The sequence below is a fragment of the Oceanobacillus longus genome, assembly GCF_042650085.1.
In the GTDB taxonomy this organism is placed as follows: Bacteria; Bacillota; Bacilli; order Bacillales; family Amphibacillaceae; genus Oceanobacillus; species Oceanobacillus longus.
In genome coordinates this window covers 108653-130011 of sequence record NZ_JBHSAO010000004.1, presented here as the reverse complement: position 1 = coordinate 130011, position 21359 = coordinate 108653, and the positions used below count along the sequence as shown (strand labels likewise).

Sequence of the window (21359 nt, the reverse complement as noted above, 5' to 3'; positions counted from 1 at the left end):
TTAATAATAAAAAAAGGAGTTGTTAATATGACAGAATACGGTGTGTGGATTATTATTTTAGCAGTAGGATATACGTTTGCACTTATAGTAGCAGGGCAAATTGCAAAGCGGCGATTGACTAAAAAAGACAGTTATTTTGTAGGGAACCGAAATTTTAACAAATGGATTGTTGCATTTTGTATTACTGGATTATTTTCCGGTTCGACATTTATATCGATTCTGGAGCTATCTTACTTAAGTGGTATTTCCGCGATTTGGTATGGGATGGCAGAAATGGTTCAAATCTTTATTATCGCGTTACTGATCATCCGATCTTTCCGGAAAAAAATGCTTGTAACTGTTTCCGGCCTAATTGGTGATAAATTTGGGAGAACAGCAAAAGGGTTATCCGGTGCCATTACTGCATTTGCCTTTCCGATGTGGTCGGTTGCGACTGCGATTGCATTTGCTTCTGCTTTCCATGTATTCACTGGGATTTCCCTGAGTTTGTCTGTAGCCTTTACTGCCATCTTGCTTTTCATTTATTTGCAGGCTGGCGGTATGTGGTCCATTGCCTTTACACAGACAATGAATATGGTTTTGTTTGGCTTGATGATAGCGATCGGCATTATTGCCTTTTTCATTAATCCGGGAATTTCTGGTTTGGCAGCATTGAATTTGGAGCGTCCTGAAATGTTTGATTTTGGAAGCGTTGGTTTGCAAGTAATTGTCGTCTGGTTCGGTACTTTTCTCGTAAATGTCATTCTGGCACAGGCGGCTTTTCAGATGGCACTTTCATCCCGAACACCGGAAGAGGGACAGAAAGGCTTGATTATGGCTGGTTTTATGGCGATTCCTTTTATTGTTGGTGGTGTTCTATTCGGAATATCGGCAGCGGTAGTTGTGCCGAATGCATCGACAGGTCTCATTGCAATTCCGCTGTACCTGATGGAGGTCCTGCCTGCTCCACTCGTAGGTTTATTCTTTCTCGGAGTTTGGGGTTGTGCGCTCGGATGGGGTGGTCCATGCCAGTTCTCGGGTGCAACTAGTTTAGGGCGTGATGTTGGTAGTGCTATCAAGCCGACCGCATCCGGAGATCAACTTATCAAATATACAAAAATATCTTTATTGCTTTTAACCGGACTTATGATCCTATTTGGTTTATTGCGTACAGAGCAATCGGCATGGTGGAATGTGTTTGCCTGGACGATTAGAAACAGTGCAACGTTCGCACCGGTTGTAGCAGCCTTATTCTGGCCAGTCGTGACAAAACGTGCAGTTGTTGCATCCTTGTTTACAGGCTTTACAAGCGGTTTACTGTGGTATTACTTGGGCGGGTGGAATCCCCAAGAGTTTTATATGAATATACATCCCGTTTGGGTCGGAAGTTCCATTAACATCCTAACGATCACATTGGTGACACTTACCGATAACAAATCAGAATGGAATTTTAGAAAAACAGACAGATTTGGCTATTTAGCGTTGACTACAGGTCTCTTATTTACGATTATAAATGTCCTCTATTTTCAGACGTTCTATCAAAATGGATTATTCGGTTTATTTATGTTTGCGGCTATTTTGTGTTATTTTATTGCGGCGATAAGGTTTGTTCGCCCAGCTGAAGCGCGCGCTTTTCGGAGGGAGACTGCTGCGGTTTAATTTAACTGTTGTTGTTTTTTGTTGGTGAAAGGAAATTGATTTATAATAGATGGATTTTTATTGAAGATTTACAACCAAAAGAATAGCAGCTGAAAAATAATAATATAGAAAAAACTAAAGGCTCTCACGTTGTGTATCATGCACAATATGAGAGCCTCTTTTTTAATGCTAGGAAGCACGGGGACGGTTCTCCTGCTTCCTTTTTGTTATATAGGAAGCAAAAGAACCGTCCCCAAGCTTCCGAATTCTGATAGTTTGAAAAATTGTTGTTTACTAAATTGTTTTGCTATGGTATGATTTTTTTAATTTGCTGTTGTCGTTTTTCGACAATATTCGCGTAAAAAGGGGGGTCCATCATGAAGTATTATTTAATTTTTATGCTAACTATTATTGCTCTACTTATTTCAGGATGTGGAGATTCGGTAGCGAGTTCAAAAGAGGAAAAGTTATCACTTGTCTTCGCAACTACGATGGATGATTCAGGTATCGATAAAGATATCAAGGACTTTTTCGGTAATAAAATAACTGAATTGAGTGACGATTCTATGGAGATCGAATTTTTCATGGCTGGTCAATTAGGTGGAGAGCGTGAGGCTTTAGAACAAATGAACATGGGTGAAATTGATATCGGGTACAGCGTATTGCAAGCTGAATTGTATTATCCCGAATATAATGCGATTTCGATTCCCTTTTTATTCCAGGATCTTGATTCAATGAGAGAATTTATGGACGGGAAGGTTGGGGATGAAATCAAAGAAATTGCAAGAGAAGTAGGCGGGATTATTCCAATGGGTCTGCATGGTTATGGTGCGCGTTGGACGACCTCGAATATTCCTTTTTCAAACATTGAGGAATTACAAGGAATGAAAATAAGAATGCCGGAAATTGAGTGGTGGGTGAATGTATGGGCAGAACTGGGAGCACTCCCGACACCAATCGCTGCTACAGAAATTGTATCTGCATTACAGACCGGAACTGTGGATGCACAGGAAAATTTTCTTACTAATATCGCGGGACGTCAAATGTGGGATTATCAGGAATACTTGATGAAAACAGAACATATTCAACTGTTTCAACAATGGCTCGTCAGTGAGGATACATGGGAAAATAAGTTAACTACAGAGCAGCAAGAAATCGTCACGCAAGCAATTGATGAAACCCTCGCCTATGCGGATGAGATTGTTGCAGCTAGTAATGAAGCATTTCTTGAGGAAATCGAAGCAAATGGAATGGAGATTGTTTATCCGGATCAGGAAGAAATGAGAGAAAAAGCACAACCGGCGATTGAGGAAATTATTGAAAATGATCTAGCTCCCGGTGTGTATGAAGAAGTTCAAAAAATCATGAACAAGGAATAGTGTTGCATTCTTTTTATTAGAAGGAGGGAGAACATGCAAAATCTTTATAAGAAAATGATGGCAGGCGTTACATTTATAATTGAACATGTAGCAACAATTTTATTTATTTTATTTTTTATTGTGGTTATTCTGCAAGTGTTCTTCCGATTTGTATTGAATATGCCATTGACCTGGAGTGAAGAAGCCTCTAGATATTTGAATTTATGGTCTGTATTGCTTGGCGCGGCACTTGCAGTCAAATACAAAGATCATTTACGTGTCGATTTAATCGATAACTTGGTAAAAAAATGGCCATACAGGGCACAAGTAGGATTTTATATGTTTACGACGGTTATTTCTGCGCTTGTGGCATTGAGCTTTTTAACTGGGAGTATCAAAATGACGATTGATCGCTGGCACATCCCATTGACGATGGTTCCAATCTCTCAAGGGGTCTTATATTTAGCTTTATTTGTTAGTTCGTTGCTCATGCTTTGGTTCTTTGGGCATCAACTGGTTCGTTACATATTGGATTTCAGGAAAAATGAAGGCGGTGATGTGAAATGATTATGGTTATTATGCTACTTACTCTAGTCGTTGCGCTTATCATCGGTATTCCCGCCGTTTTCTCAATGGGAATCGCTTCACTTACATATTTTGTATTAGATCGCGGACTTTTTGAAATTCCTGATATCTTGATTGCGCAGCGTACCGTTTTTGGGTTGGATAGTTTTACATTATTGGCCATCCCTTTATTCTTATTAGTAGGTAAGGTCATGAATGAATCTAATGTGACGACCCGTTTATTTGATTTTGCAAAAGCCTTGGTAGGTCATCTAAAAGGCGGCATGGGCCAAGTAAACATTTTGGCAAGTGTTATTTTTGCCGGTATGAGTGGATCGGCAACTGCGGATGCTGCAGGACTTGGTTCAGTGGAAATTAAAGCAATGAACGATGCGAATTATCCGAAGAAATTTTCTGCAAGTATTACGGCAGCATCTTCCTTAATTGGACCGATTATTCCACCAAGTATACCTGTTGTCCTTTATGCAATTATTGCGGGTGTATCTGTCAATAAGCTGTTAGTTGCAGGAATTATTCCTGGTATATTGATGGCAGCAGCATTAAGTATTTTTGTAGCCATTCAAGCGACAAGAAATAATTTCCCAACGGAAGCCAGAGCATCGTTGAGAAAAATAGCAAGAACGGCTAAAAAGGCCTTTTTGCCAGTATTAACCCCTGTTATTTTAATTGGTGGTGTGCTTACAGGTGTGTTTACCGCCACAGAAGCAGCGGCTGTTGGAGCATTGTATGCAATTATTTTATCAACGGTTATTTACCGGACGATTTCACTTTCGCATTTATATCAAATTTTTAAAAGTACGATGCGTGATAGTGCGGTAATTATGGTTATTTTAGGAGTAGCTAATATATTTGCCTGGATTCTTATACGGGAGCGAATCCCTGTTACATTTGCCAATACGATTACAGCAATCACAGATAACTACTATCTCGTGATGGGACTCTGTCTCATATTCCTGCTTTTATTAGGAATGTTCCTATCGTCAATTGTTTCCATTACGATCGCAACGCCAGTATTGGTTCCACTGATTATGGAAGTCGGAGGAGATCCATTGCATTTTGGAATCATCATGATCGTGGCTTTAATGATCGGGGAGATTACACCGCCATTTGGCATGGTACTGTTTGCTATTACTAGAGTTGGAGAGTTACCTTATATCGAATTGGTCCGAGGTGTTGTTCCTTATATAATTCCGATTTTAATCATATTAATCGTACTCATTGTTTTCCCATCACTTGTTACATTTTTACCTGACTTATTCTTATAACGAATGGAGATGAACATGTTGGATAATGAAAAAGTACTTCTAACTGATGTTACCGGTAGAGATGGTTTTCAGATGGAAGATTGGGTTGAAACAGAAGATAAAATTAGTATTATCAATGAAATTATAGCTGCTGGAGTGAAGCGAATCGAGGCAACCTCATTCGTTTCACCAAAAGCAGTTCCGCAACTGAAGGACGCGAAAGAGGTAATCAAACATTTGAATCGCGAGAATGTAAGTATTATGACGCTTGTTCCGAATGTAAAAGGTGCGGAGTTCGCATTGGAGTCAGACGTGGATGAAGTCAATGTGGTCGTCTCAGTCAGTGAAACACATAATAGAAAAAACGTAAATAAAACAGTAGATGAATCCATTGAGGGCATTGTTGAAATAAATCGATTAATGAAAACGGGTGGTAAAAAGGTGAATGTCGGTTTAGCTACGACTTTCGGCTGCCCCTTTGAAGGATTATATGACGTGGACCGGGTCACAGAGGTGATCAAAAAATTAACCGCTCAAGGATTGGACAGCTTTATGCTTGCAGATACGACCGGCATGGCAAATCCATTGCAGATTACGAGTTTTGTAAAAGGCGTAAAAGCTGATTTTCCAGATGCGGATTTTAGTTTGCATCTTCATAATACAAGGGGAATGGGACTAGCAAACGTGATTGCTGGTTACGATGCAGGGATCCGAAACTTTGATGCATCACTCGGTGGAATCGGAGGTTGTCCGTTCGCACCAGGTGCTACCGGGAATGTGTGTTTGGAAGATGTTGCGCATATGTTGTATCAGATGAACATTCCGATGGATCCCGATTTGAATCAATTAATAACAGCTTCCAAAAGGTTAGAGAGATTATTGGGCTATAAACTACCGGGACAAGTGATGAAGGCGGGTCTATCAACTGATTTGCATCAAGCATAATAAAGGGGAGATATCATAAATGGCACTAGATAAAATCAAAGAAAAAAAACCCTTAGAAGATATTAAAGTATTGGAATTTGGTTCCTTTATTGCAGGACCTTTTTGTTCGAGGTTAATGGCAGACTTTGGAGCAGAGGTCATAAAGGTTGAATCTCCAAATAATGGGGACGCACTAAGAAATTGGGGATCGTCTAAGTATAAAGGTGAATCATTATGGTGGCCGATTCAAGCAAGAAATAAAAAGTGTATCACCTTAAATTTAAAGGGAAATGAAGGACAGGAAATAGCGAAAAAGTTAGTGAAGGAAGCGGATATCGTCATCGAAAATTTCCGTCCAGGTACGATGGAAAAATGGGGTCTCGGTTATGAAGATCTAAAAGAAATAAATCCTTCTATTATAATGGTACGAATTTCTGGCTTTGGTCAAACGGGTCCATATAAAGATAAAGCTGGATTTGGGAGTGTCGGAGAAGCAATGGGTGGGCTTAAGCACATCACTGGTTATCCGGATCGACCGCCTACTCGTGTTGGGGTTTCGATTGGTGATTCGTTGACAGCAATGTTCGGCGTGATTGGTGCGCTCATGGCACTTCATCATCGCGATCATTCACCAGATAGGCAAGGACAATTAGTTGATACCGCATTATATGAATCTGTTTTTGCGGTAATGGAAAGCAGTTTAACCGAATATATGAAAGTTGGTGCAATCAGAGAACGTACGGGAACGATATTACCAGGTGTTGCACCATCCAATAATTATCCTACTAAATCCGGCAAATGGATTGTGATCGGAGCTAATGCAGATAACATTTTCAAACGACTAACGAAAGTGATGAATATGGAAGAACTATCCGAAGATGAACGATTTTCAAGTCATAATGCACGAGGTAAGAATCAGGAGGTGCTCGATGCGATCATTTCAGACTGGACCGCACAGTATGAGTTAGAAACATTGACACAAATGCTTGATGATGCAGGAGTACCAGCGGGTGGTATTTATAATGCAGAAGATATTGCGAATGACATCCATTATCAGATGCGTGATATGATCTTACAAATTACAGACAAAAAGCTCGGTGAACTCCACATGCCAGGAATTGTACCTAAACTAAGCGAAACCCCTGGATCGGTCGAATGGACAGGCCCCGAGTTAGGTGAACACAATGAAGAAGTATATAAAGGTTTGTTGGGGTACAGTGAAAGAGAGTATGAGGAATTGAAAGCTGGCGGGGTAATTTAGAGGAGAGGAAGCATGGGGACGGTTCTCGTGCTTCCTTTTTTTGAATTATAGAAACGAAGACGGTAATTCTCTAAATAATTTATGCAGAAATGTTTTTTTTTACCAATCTATGATTGCTGGCTACCGTTTAGATTGCGGATTTATAGGGTATTCATTTAATTAATTAAATGTAAATCAAAATAAATCAGCGAGGTGATTAAGCTATGCTTAGACTTTTGCATCAGTGGAGATATAAGTATTATCTGCAACTTGCTAATGATTGCTTGAAAAGAGAAATGAAGGAAAAATTTTTGTTAAAAGCAAGTCACCACCATATGAAATATATTGAGTTGTGAACGAGTACATGCAAGTTGTCTTGGTGTGCCAAATCATAGAAAAAGCATTGCCGAATTATGGCTAGGAAACGAAGAAAGACACGGGACTAGAACAGGCGGGATGATGAACCTGACCCTCTGTCCCAAATAATCCCAGACCCGTAGTCTAAAACAGCGGGTCTGGGATTTTCTTGTACTAATCTCACCATTTCTTTCATACATATAACTTCAGCATCGGTGGGACAGGTCATTTTTCCTAATAAGAGGAAACGTGAAACTGTAAGATAAAAGACGGTGCAAGAGGGGGAACTGCATGAAAGCGTTTGTTAAAACTAAAAAGTTTTGGATTATTACCGGAGGAATTATTGGGTCTATTTTATTATTTTTTATTGCATATGTAATCGGTGAATCCGGTGCTGAGGTTGCTTTGGAAGAAGAGAAGGTCACGCATGAGGAACTGACTTCAAAAATGGAAGAATTAGAAGAAAATGTTACAGAATTAGAAGGACAGATTGCAGATGCAGAATCCACATTAGCAGATACCGAGTCAAAAGTAGCTGGTGAGGAGAAAACATTAAGTGAAAGGCAGGATGAAGTTGAAGAGGCATTGGCCTTAGTAAGTGAAAGGGATGGACTAGTAGATGAACTTACAAGGATTGAAAATGAAGTGGGCAGCAGGCAATCGGATTTGGAAGCATTAGATAGTGATATTTTAAATAAACAAGATGAACTTGCATCTCTGGAGGGACAGATTATCGAAAAATCAGGGGAACCGATTAATTTGCTGGCTGGGGAATGGATTGTAGGATTGGACCTTCCAGCTGCTAGGTATCAAGCAAGCGGCTCTTCCAATTTTGTTGTATACAGTGCGGGTGGCGGACTGGTTGTAAATACAATATTGGGAGATAGTAGTGTTGGAGACGGGGACTATGTATTTTTTGCAAAAGACGGATATAGGATTGAATCTAGCGCGCCGGCTACTTTGACGCCTGTTGAATAAGGAGACAGAAGGGACAGGATCACTTTCCCAGCTTGACTTGAATCTATATAGGAGTGATATAGGATAAATGTAAAATAACCAGCATATTCCTGCCATTGTTATCAGGGATAGGCTGGTTACTGTTTTCTACTATTATAATTGGCCATAGGATACTGCTTATCCATCTTTCTGACGGCTAGTTTAGAAGCCGTATAAGCAACTTTCGTTTGCACCAACTATTTACCGTCCCGAAAGAATGCTAATATACAAGTAAAGGGGATGAATATTTTGAGTTTACAAGTCATCGAATTATTTCATAAAGGCAAAAAAGATAAATCAGAGTTATGTGAAGATTTGTATGTATTTAATCAGCATTTTGTTGCAGTGATTGATGGTGCTACCAATATTTGGGGGAGGTACATTGGGACTAAATCTCCAGGGCGATTAGCGGCTGAAGTCATCAAGGATGCTATCGAGCAGATCGACGATGAAAAATGTACGTTGGAAGAAATGATCAATCACATCAACGCTAATTTACAAAAGGTGTATAAAGAAATTGGTATTTTTGATGAGATAGTGGAAAATCGGACACTTGCCCCAACAGCAAGTGTAGTTATATTTAGCCGCTATTATCAGGAGATTTGGCAAATTGGGGATTGCCAGGCGATGATTGATGGTCGCTTATACCAACATGAAAAAGAGTTGGACAGCATCACCGCCAATGCGAGGTCCCTATTCTTAGAAGCGGAACTGAAAAAAGGTAAAACGATAGAAGAATTACTAGTGAAGGATAGTGGATGGGAGTATATTAAACCGTTAATTCAACAGCAATACTACCTGCAAAATGCGAATGATAGTCAATATAGCTTTGAAGTCGTGGATGGTTTTGAAATTGACCTGAGTAAAGTGAAACGAGTAAAAGTCCCACGTAATGCTAAAGAAATTATCCTTGCATCGGATGGGTATCCATATGTAAAACCCTCTCTAGTGGAATCCGAATCTCTATTAAGTGAGCTGTTGGAAAACGATCCATTATGCTTCCGGCAATACAAGTGTACCAAGGGATTGCAAAAGGGAAATATCTCTTTTGATGACCGGGTATATATACGATTTGGACTTTGAAAAGGAAGCACAGGGACGGTTCTCTTGCTTCCGTAATTAGCAAAATGGAAGCAGAAGAACCGTCCCCGTGCTTCCATCCTTTGAATTATGTAATTATTCATATATAATAGTAAATAGTTTTAGTTATTATAGATTTAGGAGCTGAGGAAATGATGAGTAGAGAGAGTAAAGCTGAGCAAGGATATTTTGGTGAGTTTGGGGGCAGTTTTGTTCCAGATGAACTGAAAGTGGTTTTAGATAAGATTGGAAGTGAATTCCATACATATAAAGAGGATCCTAAATTTTTGGATGAGTATCGTTATTATTTGAAGGAATATGTAGGGCGCGAGAATCCGCTGACGTTTGCAAAGAATCTTACAGATAAGATAGGCGGAGCGAAAATTTATTTAAAACGTGAAGATTTAAACCATACCGGAGCGCACAAAATCAATAACGCACTTGGACAGATTCTTTTGGCAAAACGGATGGGCGCAAAGCGGATTATTGCGGAAACGGGTGCAGGTCAGCATGGGGTTGCAACAGCTACTGCAAGTGCCATGGTTGGATTGCCATGTACGATTTACATGGGCAAGCTGGATACGGAAAGACAAGCTTTGAATGTATTTCGGATGGAATTGCTCGGTGCTGAGGTAGTTGCGGTTGATAAAGGACGCGGGCGATTGAAGGAAGCTGTCGATGAGGCGTTTGCTGACCTTGTCGCTAATCAGGAAGATACCTTTTACTTAATTGGTTCTGCAGTGGGGCCATACCCTTATCCAGAAATGGTGAAATTTTTCCAATCCATTATTAGTGAAGAATCGAAAAAGCAAATTCTCGAAAAAGAAGGCAAGTTGCCGACAGCAGTTGTTGCCTGTACTGGCGGAGGAAGTAATGCGATTGGATCTTTTGCCAATTATTTGGAGGACAAAGAAGTTCGCTTAATTGGGGTAGAACCCGCGGAAGCTCCGTCCATTTCAGAAGGAGTTCCAGCTGTATTTCATGGCTATCGATCAATGACCTTATTAGATGAGGAAGGTAATCCAAAACCAACCAATTCCATCGCAGCAGGTCTTGATTATCAAGGTGTTGGACCAGAACATAGTTATTTAAACGCGACTGGCAGAGGGGAATATGTCACTGCCACAGGTCAGGAAGCATTGGAAGCCTTCCAGCAATTATCTAAAATAGAAGGCATCATCCCAGCACTTGAAAGTTCGCATGCTGTCGCCCATGCAATGAAACTGGCAACAGAATTAACAAAGGATGATGTGATTATCGTTAACCTCTCAGGAAGAGGCGATAAAGATGTTAATCAGGTTTATGAAATGTTGAAGAAGTAATAGATGGTGGAAGCATGGGGACGGTTCTCTTGCTTCCCTTTTTTATTTTAAAATTTCTCTTGTATTTTCCCCAAAACCGATGTATATTATTCAAAGTAAAGTCATAGGAATAATATATATGTTAGAAAATTGGGAGGTTAGTAGAATGGAAGGTTTATTTATACTGGTCAACATTGTTGTATTAGTTGCAATCATTGGTTTATTAATTTATATGCAAAAAAAGCATGTTTCCTTTTCAAAACGCGTTTTTACTGGTATGGGTCTGGGGATTGTACTAGGTGCAATTTTACAAGCGATATACGGAGTAGGTTCTGATGTTCTAGTAGGCACATTGGATTGGTATAGTATCGTTGGTAATGGGTATGTTCGCTTTCTCATGGTGATTGTTGTACCACTTGTGATGGTATCGATTATTCGAGCGATTATTAATCTGGAAAAAACGAAAGAGCTTGGAAAGATGGCTGGCTGGGTTATCGGTATTCTTATTTCTACCACACTGGTAGCAGCATTAGTTGGGATTGGTTCCGCATTTTTATTTGATTTAAATGCAGAACAAATCGAAGCGGGGCAGGCAGAAAGTGATCGTGCAGCTTCACTGGAAGAAAGTTATGCGACGATGGACGGTCAAACGACTCCACAGCGAATATTAAACTTTATTCCTAGCAATATCTTTTTAGATATGACAGGTGAACGTTCCACATCAGTTATTGCTGTTGTTATTTTCTCTATTATTGTTGGGATAGCGGTTCTCGGTGTTCGAAGGAAAGACCCAGAACAGGCTGAAATGTTCCTTAAAATCGTTAATTCGTTCTACGCAATCGTCATGCGAATCGTAACATTAATTTTACGTCTGACTCCTTTTGGTGTATTAGCACTGATGGCTAAAATGGTAGCAAGTACGAATTTTGCCGGAATTATTGAGCTAGGAAAATTTGTCCTTGCATCCTATGTAGCATTAATCGTTATGTTCATTATTCATCTCGTTCTCGTAGGCGTATTTGGTTTAAATCCAATGACTTACTTGAAAAAAGTTATTCCGGTTTTAGGATTTGCATTTACTTCCCGTTCGAGTGCAGGAACAATTCCATTAAACATTCAAGCCCAAAAAGAAGCACTTGGTGTCGATGATGGTACGGCAAATATATCCGCTTCATTTGGCGCAACAATGGGCCAAAATGGCTGTGCAGGGATTTATCCAGCAATGCTTGCGGTGATGATTGCACCAACGGTTGGAATTAATCCATTATCACCCGAATTTATTATTCAGTTAGTGCTGATTACTGCGATTAGCTCATTCGGTGTAGCTGGTGTTGGTGGCGGGGCAACATTTGCGGCAATCATTGTGCTTTCATCCATGGGTCTTCCAGTCGGATTAGCAGGTTTACTCATCTCTGTTGAAGCCATGATCGATATGGGTCGTACTGCGCTTAACGTAAATGGCTCCATGATCTCTGGAACACTAACATCTAAAATCTTAGGTAAATTGAATATGAAAAAATTTAACGACAAAGAAGCAGTAACAGAAAACACAGCAGTCTAAGGAAGCATGGGGACGGTTCTCTTGCTTCCATTTACAGAAAAAGGGAAGCAGGGGGCTAGTCCTCACGCTTCCCTTTTTTCGTATAGAAAGGAAGCAGAAGAACCGTCCCCGTGCTTCCGCAACATATGATAGAATTAGACTTAATATGTATAGAGCTGATATCAAAGGAAAGGAGATTTATATGAATTTTGCAATGAACAATTTTTTGAAAAACTTAATGGATGAATATGATATTGATTTAAATCATTCGGGGGTAAATGGGGAGCGAGTTGCTGCCAGATTAGCTAAACTTTCGCTTATTGGTGTTACTGAAGATGGTGGTATAACACGAATTGGCTATTCGAAGGAAGAGGAAGAGGCGAAGGAATTAGTCATCGGCTGGATGAAAGAAGCTGGCCTATCCGTAAGCAGGGATGGTGCTGGAAATGTTTTTGGGAGATTAGAGGGACAAAAGATTTCTCCTGCTGTCATGTCAGGTTCGCATCTTGATAGTGTACCGAACGGCGGGAACTTTGATGGCCCTTTAGGTGTTCTTGCTGCACTGGAGGTAGTCGAAGCCTGGAAATTAGCAGGGTATACGCCGCCGATTCCATATGAGGTGGTCATTTTTACAGATGAAGAGGGATCGAGATTCAAGACAGGATTAACTGGCAGTCGATCTTTTATGGGAAAAATCACAGAAGAAGAATTAGATTACATAAGAGATGGGAATGGCCAAACATTTGATGAAGTGATTGAGGCCTACGGTAGTGACCGCAAGAGCTATTTAGATGCAGATTATCAATCGGGAAATCTAAAGATGTTTGTGGAAGTCCATATCGAACAAGGGACTGTATTGGAAAAACACAACGAACCAACGGGAATAGTTAAGGGAATAGCGGGCCCTGCTGGATTGGAAGTTTCTTTTAAGGGAAAAGCAGGGCATGCAGGGAATACGCCAATGGAAAATAGAAAAGATCCGGTCATTGCAGCTGGCATGTTTGTCCAGGAAATCGAGTCTCTACCAAGGCAAGTGAGCCAAACAGCGGTAGCAACGGTCGGTAAAATGGATGTTCTACCAAATGGGATCAATGTTATTGCGCAGGAGGTCAACTTAATCGTTGATATTAGGGACATCAACGAAGAAACTCGTGACAAACTCATTAAGCTGATTTATCAAAAGGCTGAGGCCATTGCGGAAAAAAGAGGAATCGAGGTAACGTGGGATATCAATTCGAAAATAAAACCAATGCCTATTTCCCCGGCATTACAGGAAAAACTCGCAACCGTTATGAATAAGCTTGAAATCGCCCCGGTTTACATACCAAGTGGTGCCGCACATGATTCCATGATAATGGGTCAGGAAATCCCGACTGCTATGATTTTCACACGCAGCAAAGATGGTATCAGTCACAATCCAGATGAATGGTCCAGCTTAAATGATTGCGTAAAGACGATACATGTGTTGAAAGAATTTGTTGAATCGGTAATGGAGGAATAGTGTCGAAAGGAAGCATGGGGACGGTTCTCTTGCTTCCATTTACAGAAAAAGGGAAGCAGGGGGCTAGTCCTCACGCTTCCCATTTTTCGTATAGAAAGGAAGCAGAAGAACCGTCCCCGTGCTTCCACATCGTATTGTATCTCTTGATTTTGTCCATAATGGTAAAAAACGGGAGTTGGGCTATGATTTTTTTACTTGTTTTATGGATTGGGTTCATCTTTATTTGTACGTGTACAAGTGATGTTCGTGTGCTGCTTGAAACCTTTGATATAAGTTTCTCCTTTACGCCCACACCTGATTGGGGTAATTTTTTGCGGCTTTATTCTCCATCAAATGTGAGCTTATTTGAGATGGCAGGGCATTTTATATTGTTCTTTGTATTAACTTGCCTCTTGCAGGAAATTTCTAGAGATAAAGGACTTGTTATTGTAACCGCTGTTACCTTTGCTGTTTTTACTGAAGTCCTGCAGATTTTCTTTAGCCGGGGTGCGGATGTATACGATATCGTTGCTGATACGATCGGTGTATTTGTTGCGGTTGGCCTCGTCTCACTTCGATTTGTTTTTTACCGTTACATGGAAAGTGATTAGAAAGCATGGGGACGGTTCTTCTGCTTCCTCATAGAACAAAAAAGGAAGCAAGAGAACCGTCCCCATGCTTCCTTTTGACTTGCGATAAACCGTTACAGCATTTTATTTTTTAAAGGAATTTAAGACAAATAGGCTCTGGAGCAGATATATCTTTCTGTACCAATGTTAACCTACCTGTTTCTTTATCTCTTGAAAACAGGACGAGATTGTTGGATTCCTGATTTGCTGCGATTAGGAATTTTTCTGTGGGATCTAAAACAAAATCTCTCGGCCAGTTTCCCTCTGATGAAGTATTTTCCACGAAACTGAGTTTTCCAGTCTGTTCATCTGTTTTAAATACGGCAATACTATTATGTCCACGGTTTCCAGAATATACGAATTTACCGTCGGATGATACGTGAATGGCACTGCCTTGGTTGTTTTCGGTAAAGTCCTCAGGAATGGCTTTCACCGTTTGTAGGATAGAAAAGCTGCCATTTTCCGGATTATACTTTAACACGATGACACTTGAACTAAATTCAGTTACAAGGTAAGCGATATTTTTAAGTTGTGGATGAAAAGTTAAATGCCTAGGACCACTTCCGGCCGGGACAGCTAACTTAGTTACTTTATTTAATTCACCTTGTTCGCTCACACTATACGTAACTAATAAATCGCTACCCAAGTCTACAGCAACTAAATACTTTCCATCTGGAGTCATACCTGAGTAATGGACATGTGCTTTTTCCTGTCTATGATCTGGGCCACTTCCAGTATGGTTGATTGTTGAAACAGCAGGATTAACGGTTCCCTTTTCCGGATCAATTAAATAGGAATCGACTGTTCCTTTATGGTAGTTGGTACTGAACAAGTAGTGATGCCTCACATCTGTATTGACATGGCAAGGATTTGCACCAGGTGTCATTTGTTTGTTTAAAAGAGTGAGTTGTCCAGTAGTTACGTCAATGGAATAGGAGGCGATACCGCCGTTTTCTTCTTCCTTTGCGACGGAATAAAGAAATTGTTTATCATCTGTTATTTTCAAATATGTTGGGCTTCCTATGTTCGCCGCAATAGTTACATCCGATACCGTTGCTTTCTCTGTATCGAGCTCAAAAGAATAAATACCTTTGCTATCCTTTTTTGTGTAAGTTCCAATATATCCTCTATATTTCATATGTATGTTAGACGCTCCTTTTCAATTATCTTACTCCTAATCTTACCCAACTGTTCAACCTGAAGCAAGTGGAAGCACGGGGGAAGCATGGGGACGGTTCTCTTGCTTCCATCGACAGAAAAAAGGAAGCAGGAGAACCGTCCCCATGCTTCCTTTGCTTTTTATCTTGTTTGGCCGTTGCCGTTCATCATGTATTTGATGGTGGTTAGTGCTGGTAGTCCCATTGGGCCACGTGCGTGTAGCTTTTGTGTGGAAATTCCAATTTCAGCTCCGAAGCCAAGTGCGCTTCCATCGGTAAAACGGGTTGAAGCATTGTGGTACAATGCAGCTGCATCAACAAGTTTCATGAATGTGTCAGCAGTTTCCTTATTTTCTGTAATAATTGCTTCGGAGTGCTTTGTACCATAGGCATCAATGTGATCAATCGCTTCTTCCACATTGTTCACTGTCTTAATAGCGATATCTGTGCTCAAATATTCATTGGCCCAGTCATCTTCTCCTGCTGACACTGCGCCAGGGATAACTTTTACTGCCAACTCATCCCCATGAACGGCAATATTATTTTCTTTCAGTGTCTGTGTCAATGCATCCTTATTTGTGTCCAACCAATCTTTATGAATGATTGCTGTTTCTGCGGCGTTACAAACAGCGGGGCGATCTGTTTTGGCATTAACGAGAATAGCTAAAGCTTTATTCACATCTGCTTCTGCATCAATGTAAATGTGGCAGTTTCCTACACCGGTTTCCAAAACAGGAACAGTAGCATTGTTAACGACTGCTTGTATCAATGAACCACCACCACGAGGAATAAGCACATCGATATGCTTTTTCATCGTGAACAACTGTTGTGTTGCTTCCCGATCGGTACTGGCGATAAATTGAACCGCTTCTTTTGGTATTTTCGTTTGTTCCAAACCACGGTGGATAACGTCGACGATTTGCTTGTTTGAATGAATCGCAGAGGAACCACCTTTTAATACAATTGCGTTTCCAGATTTTAAAGCTAATCCACTCGCATCAACTGTCACATTTGGGCGTGCTTCATAAATCATACCGATCACTCCAAGCGGTACGGTTATCTTTTGAACATTTAATCCGTTATCCAATGTCCAATCAGAGTTCACGATTCCAGTAGGGTCTTCAAGCTTCGCGACGTCACGCAATCCCTGTGCAAACTCTTCCACTCGTTCTTTTGTAAGTGTCAATCGATCCATATATGCGTCATCGTAGCCTTTTTTTCGGCCATTTTCCAGATCCTCTTTATTGGCTGTTAAAATTGTTTCGTATTCAGCATCCAGCACATCAGCCAATGTAAGCAGTGCCGCGTTTTTTTCTTCTGTTGATAGTAAAGATAAAATCTTAGCTGCTTTTTTAGCCAGAATAGCTTGTTCTTCAACGTTCACTTTGTTCATGACTGTCATCAAATTCCTCCTGTGAAATTTTTATCCCATCTTAACGGGCAGTAAGGTTCATCGTGAAAAGAGTTACCCTTTATACCCCAGCTGGCACGGCGGTATCGAGTAGGCAGACGAGTTGTTCACTTTCAATTGCTGCTTTCTCGTACTTTTCCAAATCGATATCTGTCTCATTAATTAACTGATCCAATGCTTTGGAAGAGTAATTCACCACTCCAAGGCCAATTTCGTCACCATTTACATCAAAAATCTTCACCACAGCGCCTTTTCTGAAGCGTCCGTGAACACTGTGTACAGCAGATGGTTCCAAGCTTGTTTGGTTTTCGATAATTGCTTCTGTTGCTGAATGGTTAATGGTTACTTCGCCTTCAGGTCCAGAGTTAAACGCAATCCACTGTTTCTTCTGATTCAGATTTTGCATGTCTTCTTGCGGCTCAAAATAGGTGCCAACCGCATTTTTATAAACAGCGTCGTAAATGATTCCAACCGTACTCGATTTTCCTAAGAAGGAAGGAATTCCGGATGCCATCGTGATTTTGACAGCTTCGATTTTTGATTTCATTCCACCTGTTCCAACAGCGCTACCAGGATCGCCGGCTGATGCTTCGATTTCAGGCGTAATTTCATTTACTTCAAAGAGAAGTTTTGCATCTTCATTTTTACGTGGATCACTATCATAAAGCCCATCAATATCAGATAAAATGATTAATTGATCTGCGTCGATTAGTCCAGCTACTTTTGCTGAAAGTGTATCATTATCCCCAAATTTTAAGAAATCCATTGTAATGGTGTCATTTTCGTTTACAATTGGAACAATTCCTCGATCTAATAGGACATTGATTGTATTTCGAGCATTATTATAGCGATTTTCCTCAGAGAAATCACTACGGGTAATTAATATTTGAGAAGCTACATATCCGTGGGAGATAAAGAGATCGGAATACGTCTCGATCAGTAGACCTTGCCCAATGGATGCAGCAGCTTGTTTTTCAGATAGGGATTCGGGGCGGGTTAGACAGCCAAGCTTACGGTAACCAGCTGCAACCGCTCCTGAGGATACTAGCAATACGTCGTGACCATCGTCCTTTAAGCGAACAACTTCCTCGACTATTTTTTCCAGTTTTCTGCGGCTTAATTCTCCGTTCATACTTGTTAATGAACTACTACCAATTTTGATTACAATGCGTTTCCTGTCTGTATCAGGGGTCATGCCATCACTCCAATTTTATGATTGTTTTCTGCGTTTATTTCTGTAAAGCTAACTTTTTCTCTGGTTCTTTGCTTAATTCTTTTGAGCGAGCCGCTGCACTTTTCACAGCTTCTATAATGGCCATTCCAGCCCCATGTTTATTCAATGCATCCAATCCAGCTGCTGTTGTACCGTTTGGAGACGTAATATTTTCTCTGAGCTCTGTCGGCGTTTCTTTTTGTTCCAGTATCATTTTTGCAGCACCGTAAAGTGTTTGTGCTCCGATTTCTCGTACCAGTTCACGTTCAAATCCAGCCTGGTGGCCAACTTCTTCAATATGTTCCATCAAGTTGTAAAAATATGCCGGGCCACTGCCAGCGATACCAGTGTACATATCCATCATATCTTCATCGATAATATAAGCTTTCCCGATGCATGTCATCAGTTCTTTAGCCAGTAGTACTTGATCCATTGCTACATGCTTCCCAGGGGAGACAGCAGTTGCTGATTCCTGAATCATGCTGGAAGTATTCGGCATAACGCGGATTACTTGTTGGCTATCATTTAAGTTGGCTTCCATATAGGAAGTGGAAATACCAGCCAACACAGAAACGAGTAATTGATCAGCGGTAATTTTCCCGCGTAAATCTTCCATTACGCCATCTATATCTTTCGGTTTCATTGCCAAAATAAAAATATCTATTGTTGAATAGTCCAATTGATCTTTTGTTACTGCTTCAATATTGTATTTGCCTTTTAATTCGTTCAAACGCTCTTGATTGCTTCGGTTTGTAACGATAATTTGCTGAGGTTTCATTTTTCCTGATTGTACAAAACCTGAAATAATTGCTTCTGCCATATTCCCTGCACCTAAAAATGCGATACGTTTATTAATCAAATGAATACGCTCCTATTTATGTTTTCTTTTTTTGAACCAGTTATTAGCGTAACACTCTCAATTTATAGTTCAAGGGTTTTTACACAAGTCGGGTGGATAAAGCCGAAATAGTGATAGTAAGCGTTACCATAAAGAGATATATACCCCACATCCGCGTAGAACCGCTTAAATCCGCTAGCATCGCGAAATATGGAACTTAAGGGAAGCATGGGGACGGTTCTCTTGCTTCCATTTTTTCCCGTGTAAAGGAGAGGAAGCGGAAGAACCGTCCCCATGCTTCCTTATAGAAAAATAGATGAAAAATTTTAAAAATTATTATATGATAGATGTAGTCCAGTGTCATTACTTAAGCGTGCAAATAAGTCAGGTTTCTTCTATTATAATGGAGAAAATTCGTAAGTGATTTTAGCTGCTTATTCCACATTTTTTCTAATATTCACCTATGAAATCTCCGTAAAAATCATTCATCAAGTTTATCTTCGTAAACTCATTGCAAGAACACTCCGATTTCTTCATTTATTTAAACTTCAAACACACGACTATAGCAATTATGCTGATTTTTTCCGTCTTAATAATTTTTGTGCTAGGAGGAAGCAAAAGAACCGTCCCCGTGCTTCCTCCAAGAGGGGGGATTTGAGATGCCGCGTGGGGCTAGGAAAAGAAGTATTAGTGGGATATATCACGTTATGTTGAGAGGTGCTAATAAGCAGGAAATTTTCCATGATGATGGGGACTGTTTTAAGTTTATGGATATTGTTGAGCGATACAAAATAAAATCTGCTATGCGTATTTATGCGTGGTGTTTAATGGGAAATCATGTACATCTATTATTAAAAGAAGGTAATGAGGACATTTCGAATACGATGAAGCGAATAGGAGTAAGCTTTGTCTCGTCCTATAATTTAAAGTATAAGACAGTCGGCCATCTTTTTCAGGATCGGTTCAGAAGTGAAATAGTGGAGTCGGATAGGTCCTTATTAAGAGTCGTAAGGTATATCCACCAAAACCCGGTGAAAGCAGGCATGGCTCATCGGGTAGATGGGTGGAGGTGGAGTAGCTGCATGGAGTACTATGGTAATTCTTCGGATACAAGAAACTTGGTGGATCGTGATTTTGTACTAAGTAAGTTTTCGACTTATTTAACGGTTGCTAGGGAAAAGTTTCGAGAATATAATGAACGAGAAAGTAATGACGAATCTCTGGATCAGCGATTTGAAGAGAGAAGAAGATTAACAGATGAAGAAGCGAGCCGGCTAATTAAAGAACTGTTAGGCGAATTCGAGATAGCACAAGTGAAAAGTTTACCGAGATTAAAACGAAAGGAAACATTGCAGAAAGTAAAACAAATCAAAGGACTAACACAACGCCAAGCAGCAAGAATACTAGGAATATCAGCTAACATCATATTCAAAGCATGAAAGGAAAAATGGAAGCATGGGGACGGTTCTCTTGCTTCCGATTTTTTTGTGTAAAGAAGAGGAAGCAGAAGAACCGTCCCCATGCTTCCACCTAGTCGCGGAGGGTTATCCATGGACGTTGATGATGCCATTCTACTTGGACGTTTCTGTTAAAGAAGTGTGATAAGCGTTCATTAGTAAGCACTTCCTGTCTCGCCCCTTTATCAAAGATTTCTCCCTGGTGCAATAGAAGTGTATTTGTAAAAATAGGTAGGATTTCTTCAATATGATGGGTTACGAATATAATTGTAGGTGCATTTTCTTGAGTTGCGAGCATGTTTATGGTCACCATTAACTCTTCACGAGAGATGAAATCAAGTCCATTGGTAGGTTCATCGAGGATTAACAGGTCCGGAGAAGCCATTAATCCTCGTGCAATAAGAAGCTTCTGTTTTTCACCTTGCGAACATGTTTGATACGTACGACCTTCTAAGTGGCTGCAACCGAGATTTTCCATTATATGTATTGCTTTTTGAACGTCTTCATTCGTTGGATTTTCATACAATCCGATTGAAGCATATTTTCCACTAACAACAATAGTCTCCGTATATGCTGTATCGACTATTTTCTCCTGGAGCGAGGAACTGACCCAACCAATCGATTTCCTTAATTCTCTAATATCGGTTTTTCCAAATGGATGGCCAAGTACGCTGATTTTTCCTCATGTTGGCCATATGTAACCATTGAGCATATTAAGTAATGAAGTTTTTCCGGACCCATTTAATCCAAGGACGGCCCAGTGCTCACCACTGAATACTTTCCAGTCCACATTAGATAGAATGGTCTTGTCCTGTCTTTTCCATGAAACATTCTGCAAATCTATAATCGGCTTCATCTATTCCTCTCCTTAACTATTAATGGAACGCAAGTGGAAGCACAGGGACGGTTCTCTTGCTTCTTTTTGCACAAAA

Annotated in this window: 17 protein-coding genes and 1 pseudogene; 13 read left to right on the top strand and 5 right to left on the bottom strand. The window is 40.3% G+C overall.

The annotated features are described in order from the left end of the window. Positions 1–27: 27 nt before the first annotated feature. From ACFOUV_RS07250 to ACFOUV_RS07195, 12 genes are all read left to right on the top strand, one after another. Positions 28–1638 (top strand): sodium:solute symporter family protein, encoded by a 1611-nt coding sequence (locus ACFOUV_RS07250; protein ID WP_379496117.1) that lies wholly within the window; start codon positions 28–30, stop codon positions 1636–1638. Between the two features lie 356 nt (positions 1639–1994). Continuing rightward, positions 1995–2996: a TRAP transporter substrate-binding protein gene (locus ACFOUV_RS07245; protein WP_379496116.1), complete on the top strand. Its 1002-nt coding sequence runs from the start codon at positions 1995–1997 to the stop codon at positions 2994–2996. Positions 2997–3029: 33 nt separating this feature from the next. Beyond that, the gene (locus tag ACFOUV_RS07240) at positions 3030–3542 is read left to right on the top strand and encodes a TRAP transporter small permease (protein ID WP_379496115.1); all 513 of its coding nucleotides are present in this window, start codon (positions 3030–3032) and stop codon (positions 3540–3542) included. Beyond that, positions 3539–4825 carry a TRAP transporter large permease gene (locus tag ACFOUV_RS07235; protein ID WP_379496114.1) on the top strand — a complete coding sequence of 429 codons (1287 nt, stop codon included), beginning with the start codon at positions 3539–3541 and terminating at the stop codon, positions 4823–4825. The genes ACFOUV_RS07240 and ACFOUV_RS07235 overlap by 4 nt, the downstream gene beginning before the upstream one ends. 15 nt (positions 4826–4840) lie before the next feature. Then, positions 4841–5749: a hydroxymethylglutaryl-CoA lyase gene (locus tag ACFOUV_RS07230; protein WP_379496113.1), complete on the top strand. Its 909-nt coding sequence runs from the start codon at positions 4841–4843 to the stop codon at positions 5747–5749. Between the two features lie 19 nt (positions 5750–5768). Continuing rightward, positions 5769–6989, top strand: a complete 1221-nt coding sequence (locus tag ACFOUV_RS07225; protein WP_379496112.1) for a CaiB/BaiF CoA transferase family protein — start codon at positions 5769–5771, stop codon at positions 6987–6989. 627 nt (positions 6990–7616) lie between these two features. Next, the gene (locus tag ACFOUV_RS07220) at positions 7617–8303 is read left to right on the top strand and encodes a hypothetical protein (protein WP_379496111.1); all 687 of its coding nucleotides are present in this window, start codon (positions 7617–7619) and stop codon (positions 8301–8303) included. A 267-nt stretch (positions 8304–8570) separates the two neighbouring features. Next, on the top strand, positions 8571–9404 hold the full coding sequence (locus ACFOUV_RS07215) for a hypothetical protein (protein ID WP_379496110.1): 834 nt from the start codon (positions 8571–8573) through the stop codon (positions 9402–9404). Positions 9405–9556: 152 nt separating this feature from the next. Further along, complete coding sequence (gene trpB / locus ACFOUV_RS07210; RefSeq protein WP_379496164.1) at positions 9557–10723, top strand: tryptophan synthase subunit beta; 1167 nt, start codon at positions 9557–9559, stop codon at positions 10721–10723. A 145-nt stretch (positions 10724–10868) separates the two neighbouring features. Then, positions 10869–12263 carry an L-cystine transporter gene (locus ACFOUV_RS07205; protein ID WP_379496109.1) on the top strand — a complete coding sequence of 465 codons (1395 nt, stop codon included), beginning with the start codon at positions 10869–10871 and terminating at the stop codon, positions 12261–12263. A gap of 181 nt (positions 12264–12444) precedes the next feature. Continuing rightward, positions 12445–13743, top strand: a complete 1299-nt coding sequence (locus tag ACFOUV_RS07200) for a M20 family metallo-hydrolase (RefSeq protein ID WP_379496108.1) — start codon at positions 12445–12447, stop codon at positions 13741–13743. Positions 13744–13925: 182 nt separating this feature from the next. Continuing rightward, a complete protein-coding gene (locus ACFOUV_RS07195) occupies positions 13926–14333 on the top strand; it encodes a VanZ family protein (protein ID WP_379496107.1) in 408 nt (135 codons plus the stop codon). A 109-nt stretch (positions 14334–14442) separates the two neighbouring features. Here the strand turns inward: ACFOUV_RS07195 and ACFOUV_RS07190 are convergent, their stop codons facing one another. From ACFOUV_RS07190 to proC, 4 genes are all read right to left on the bottom strand, one after another. After that, a complete protein-coding gene (locus ACFOUV_RS07190) occupies positions 14443–15489 on the bottom strand; it encodes a lactonase family protein (protein WP_379496106.1) in 1047 nt (348 codons plus the stop codon). 161 nt (positions 15490–15650) lie between these two features. Next, a complete protein-coding gene (locus ACFOUV_RS07185) occupies positions 15651–16910 on the bottom strand; it encodes a glutamate-5-semialdehyde dehydrogenase (protein WP_379496105.1) in 1260 nt (419 codons plus the stop codon). Positions 16911–16980: 70 nt separating this feature from the next. Continuing rightward, on the bottom strand, positions 16981–18114 hold the full coding sequence (gene proB / locus ACFOUV_RS07180; RefSeq protein ID WP_379496104.1) for a glutamate 5-kinase: 1134 nt from the start codon (positions 18112–18114) through the stop codon (positions 16981–16983). Between the two features lie 34 nt (positions 18115–18148). Then, the gene (gene proC / locus ACFOUV_RS07175; RefSeq protein WP_379496103.1) at positions 18149–18991 is read right to left on the bottom strand and encodes a pyrroline-5-carboxylate reductase; all 843 of its coding nucleotides are present in this window, start codon (positions 18989–18991) and stop codon (positions 18149–18151) included. A 638-nt stretch (positions 18992–19629) separates the two neighbouring features. Between proC and ACFOUV_RS07170 the strand changes: the two genes are divergently transcribed. Then, positions 19630–20409 carry a transposase gene (locus ACFOUV_RS07170; protein ID WP_379496102.1) on the top strand — a complete coding sequence of 260 codons (780 nt, stop codon included), beginning with the start codon at positions 19630–19632 and terminating at the stop codon, positions 20407–20409. A 91-nt stretch (positions 20410–20500) separates the two neighbouring features. Here ACFOUV_RS07170 and ACFOUV_RS07165 read toward each other — a convergent pair. Further along, positions 20501–21283: pseudogene (locus tag ACFOUV_RS07165) on the bottom strand (ABC transporter ATP-binding protein). Positions 21284–21359 lie beyond the last annotated feature (76 nt).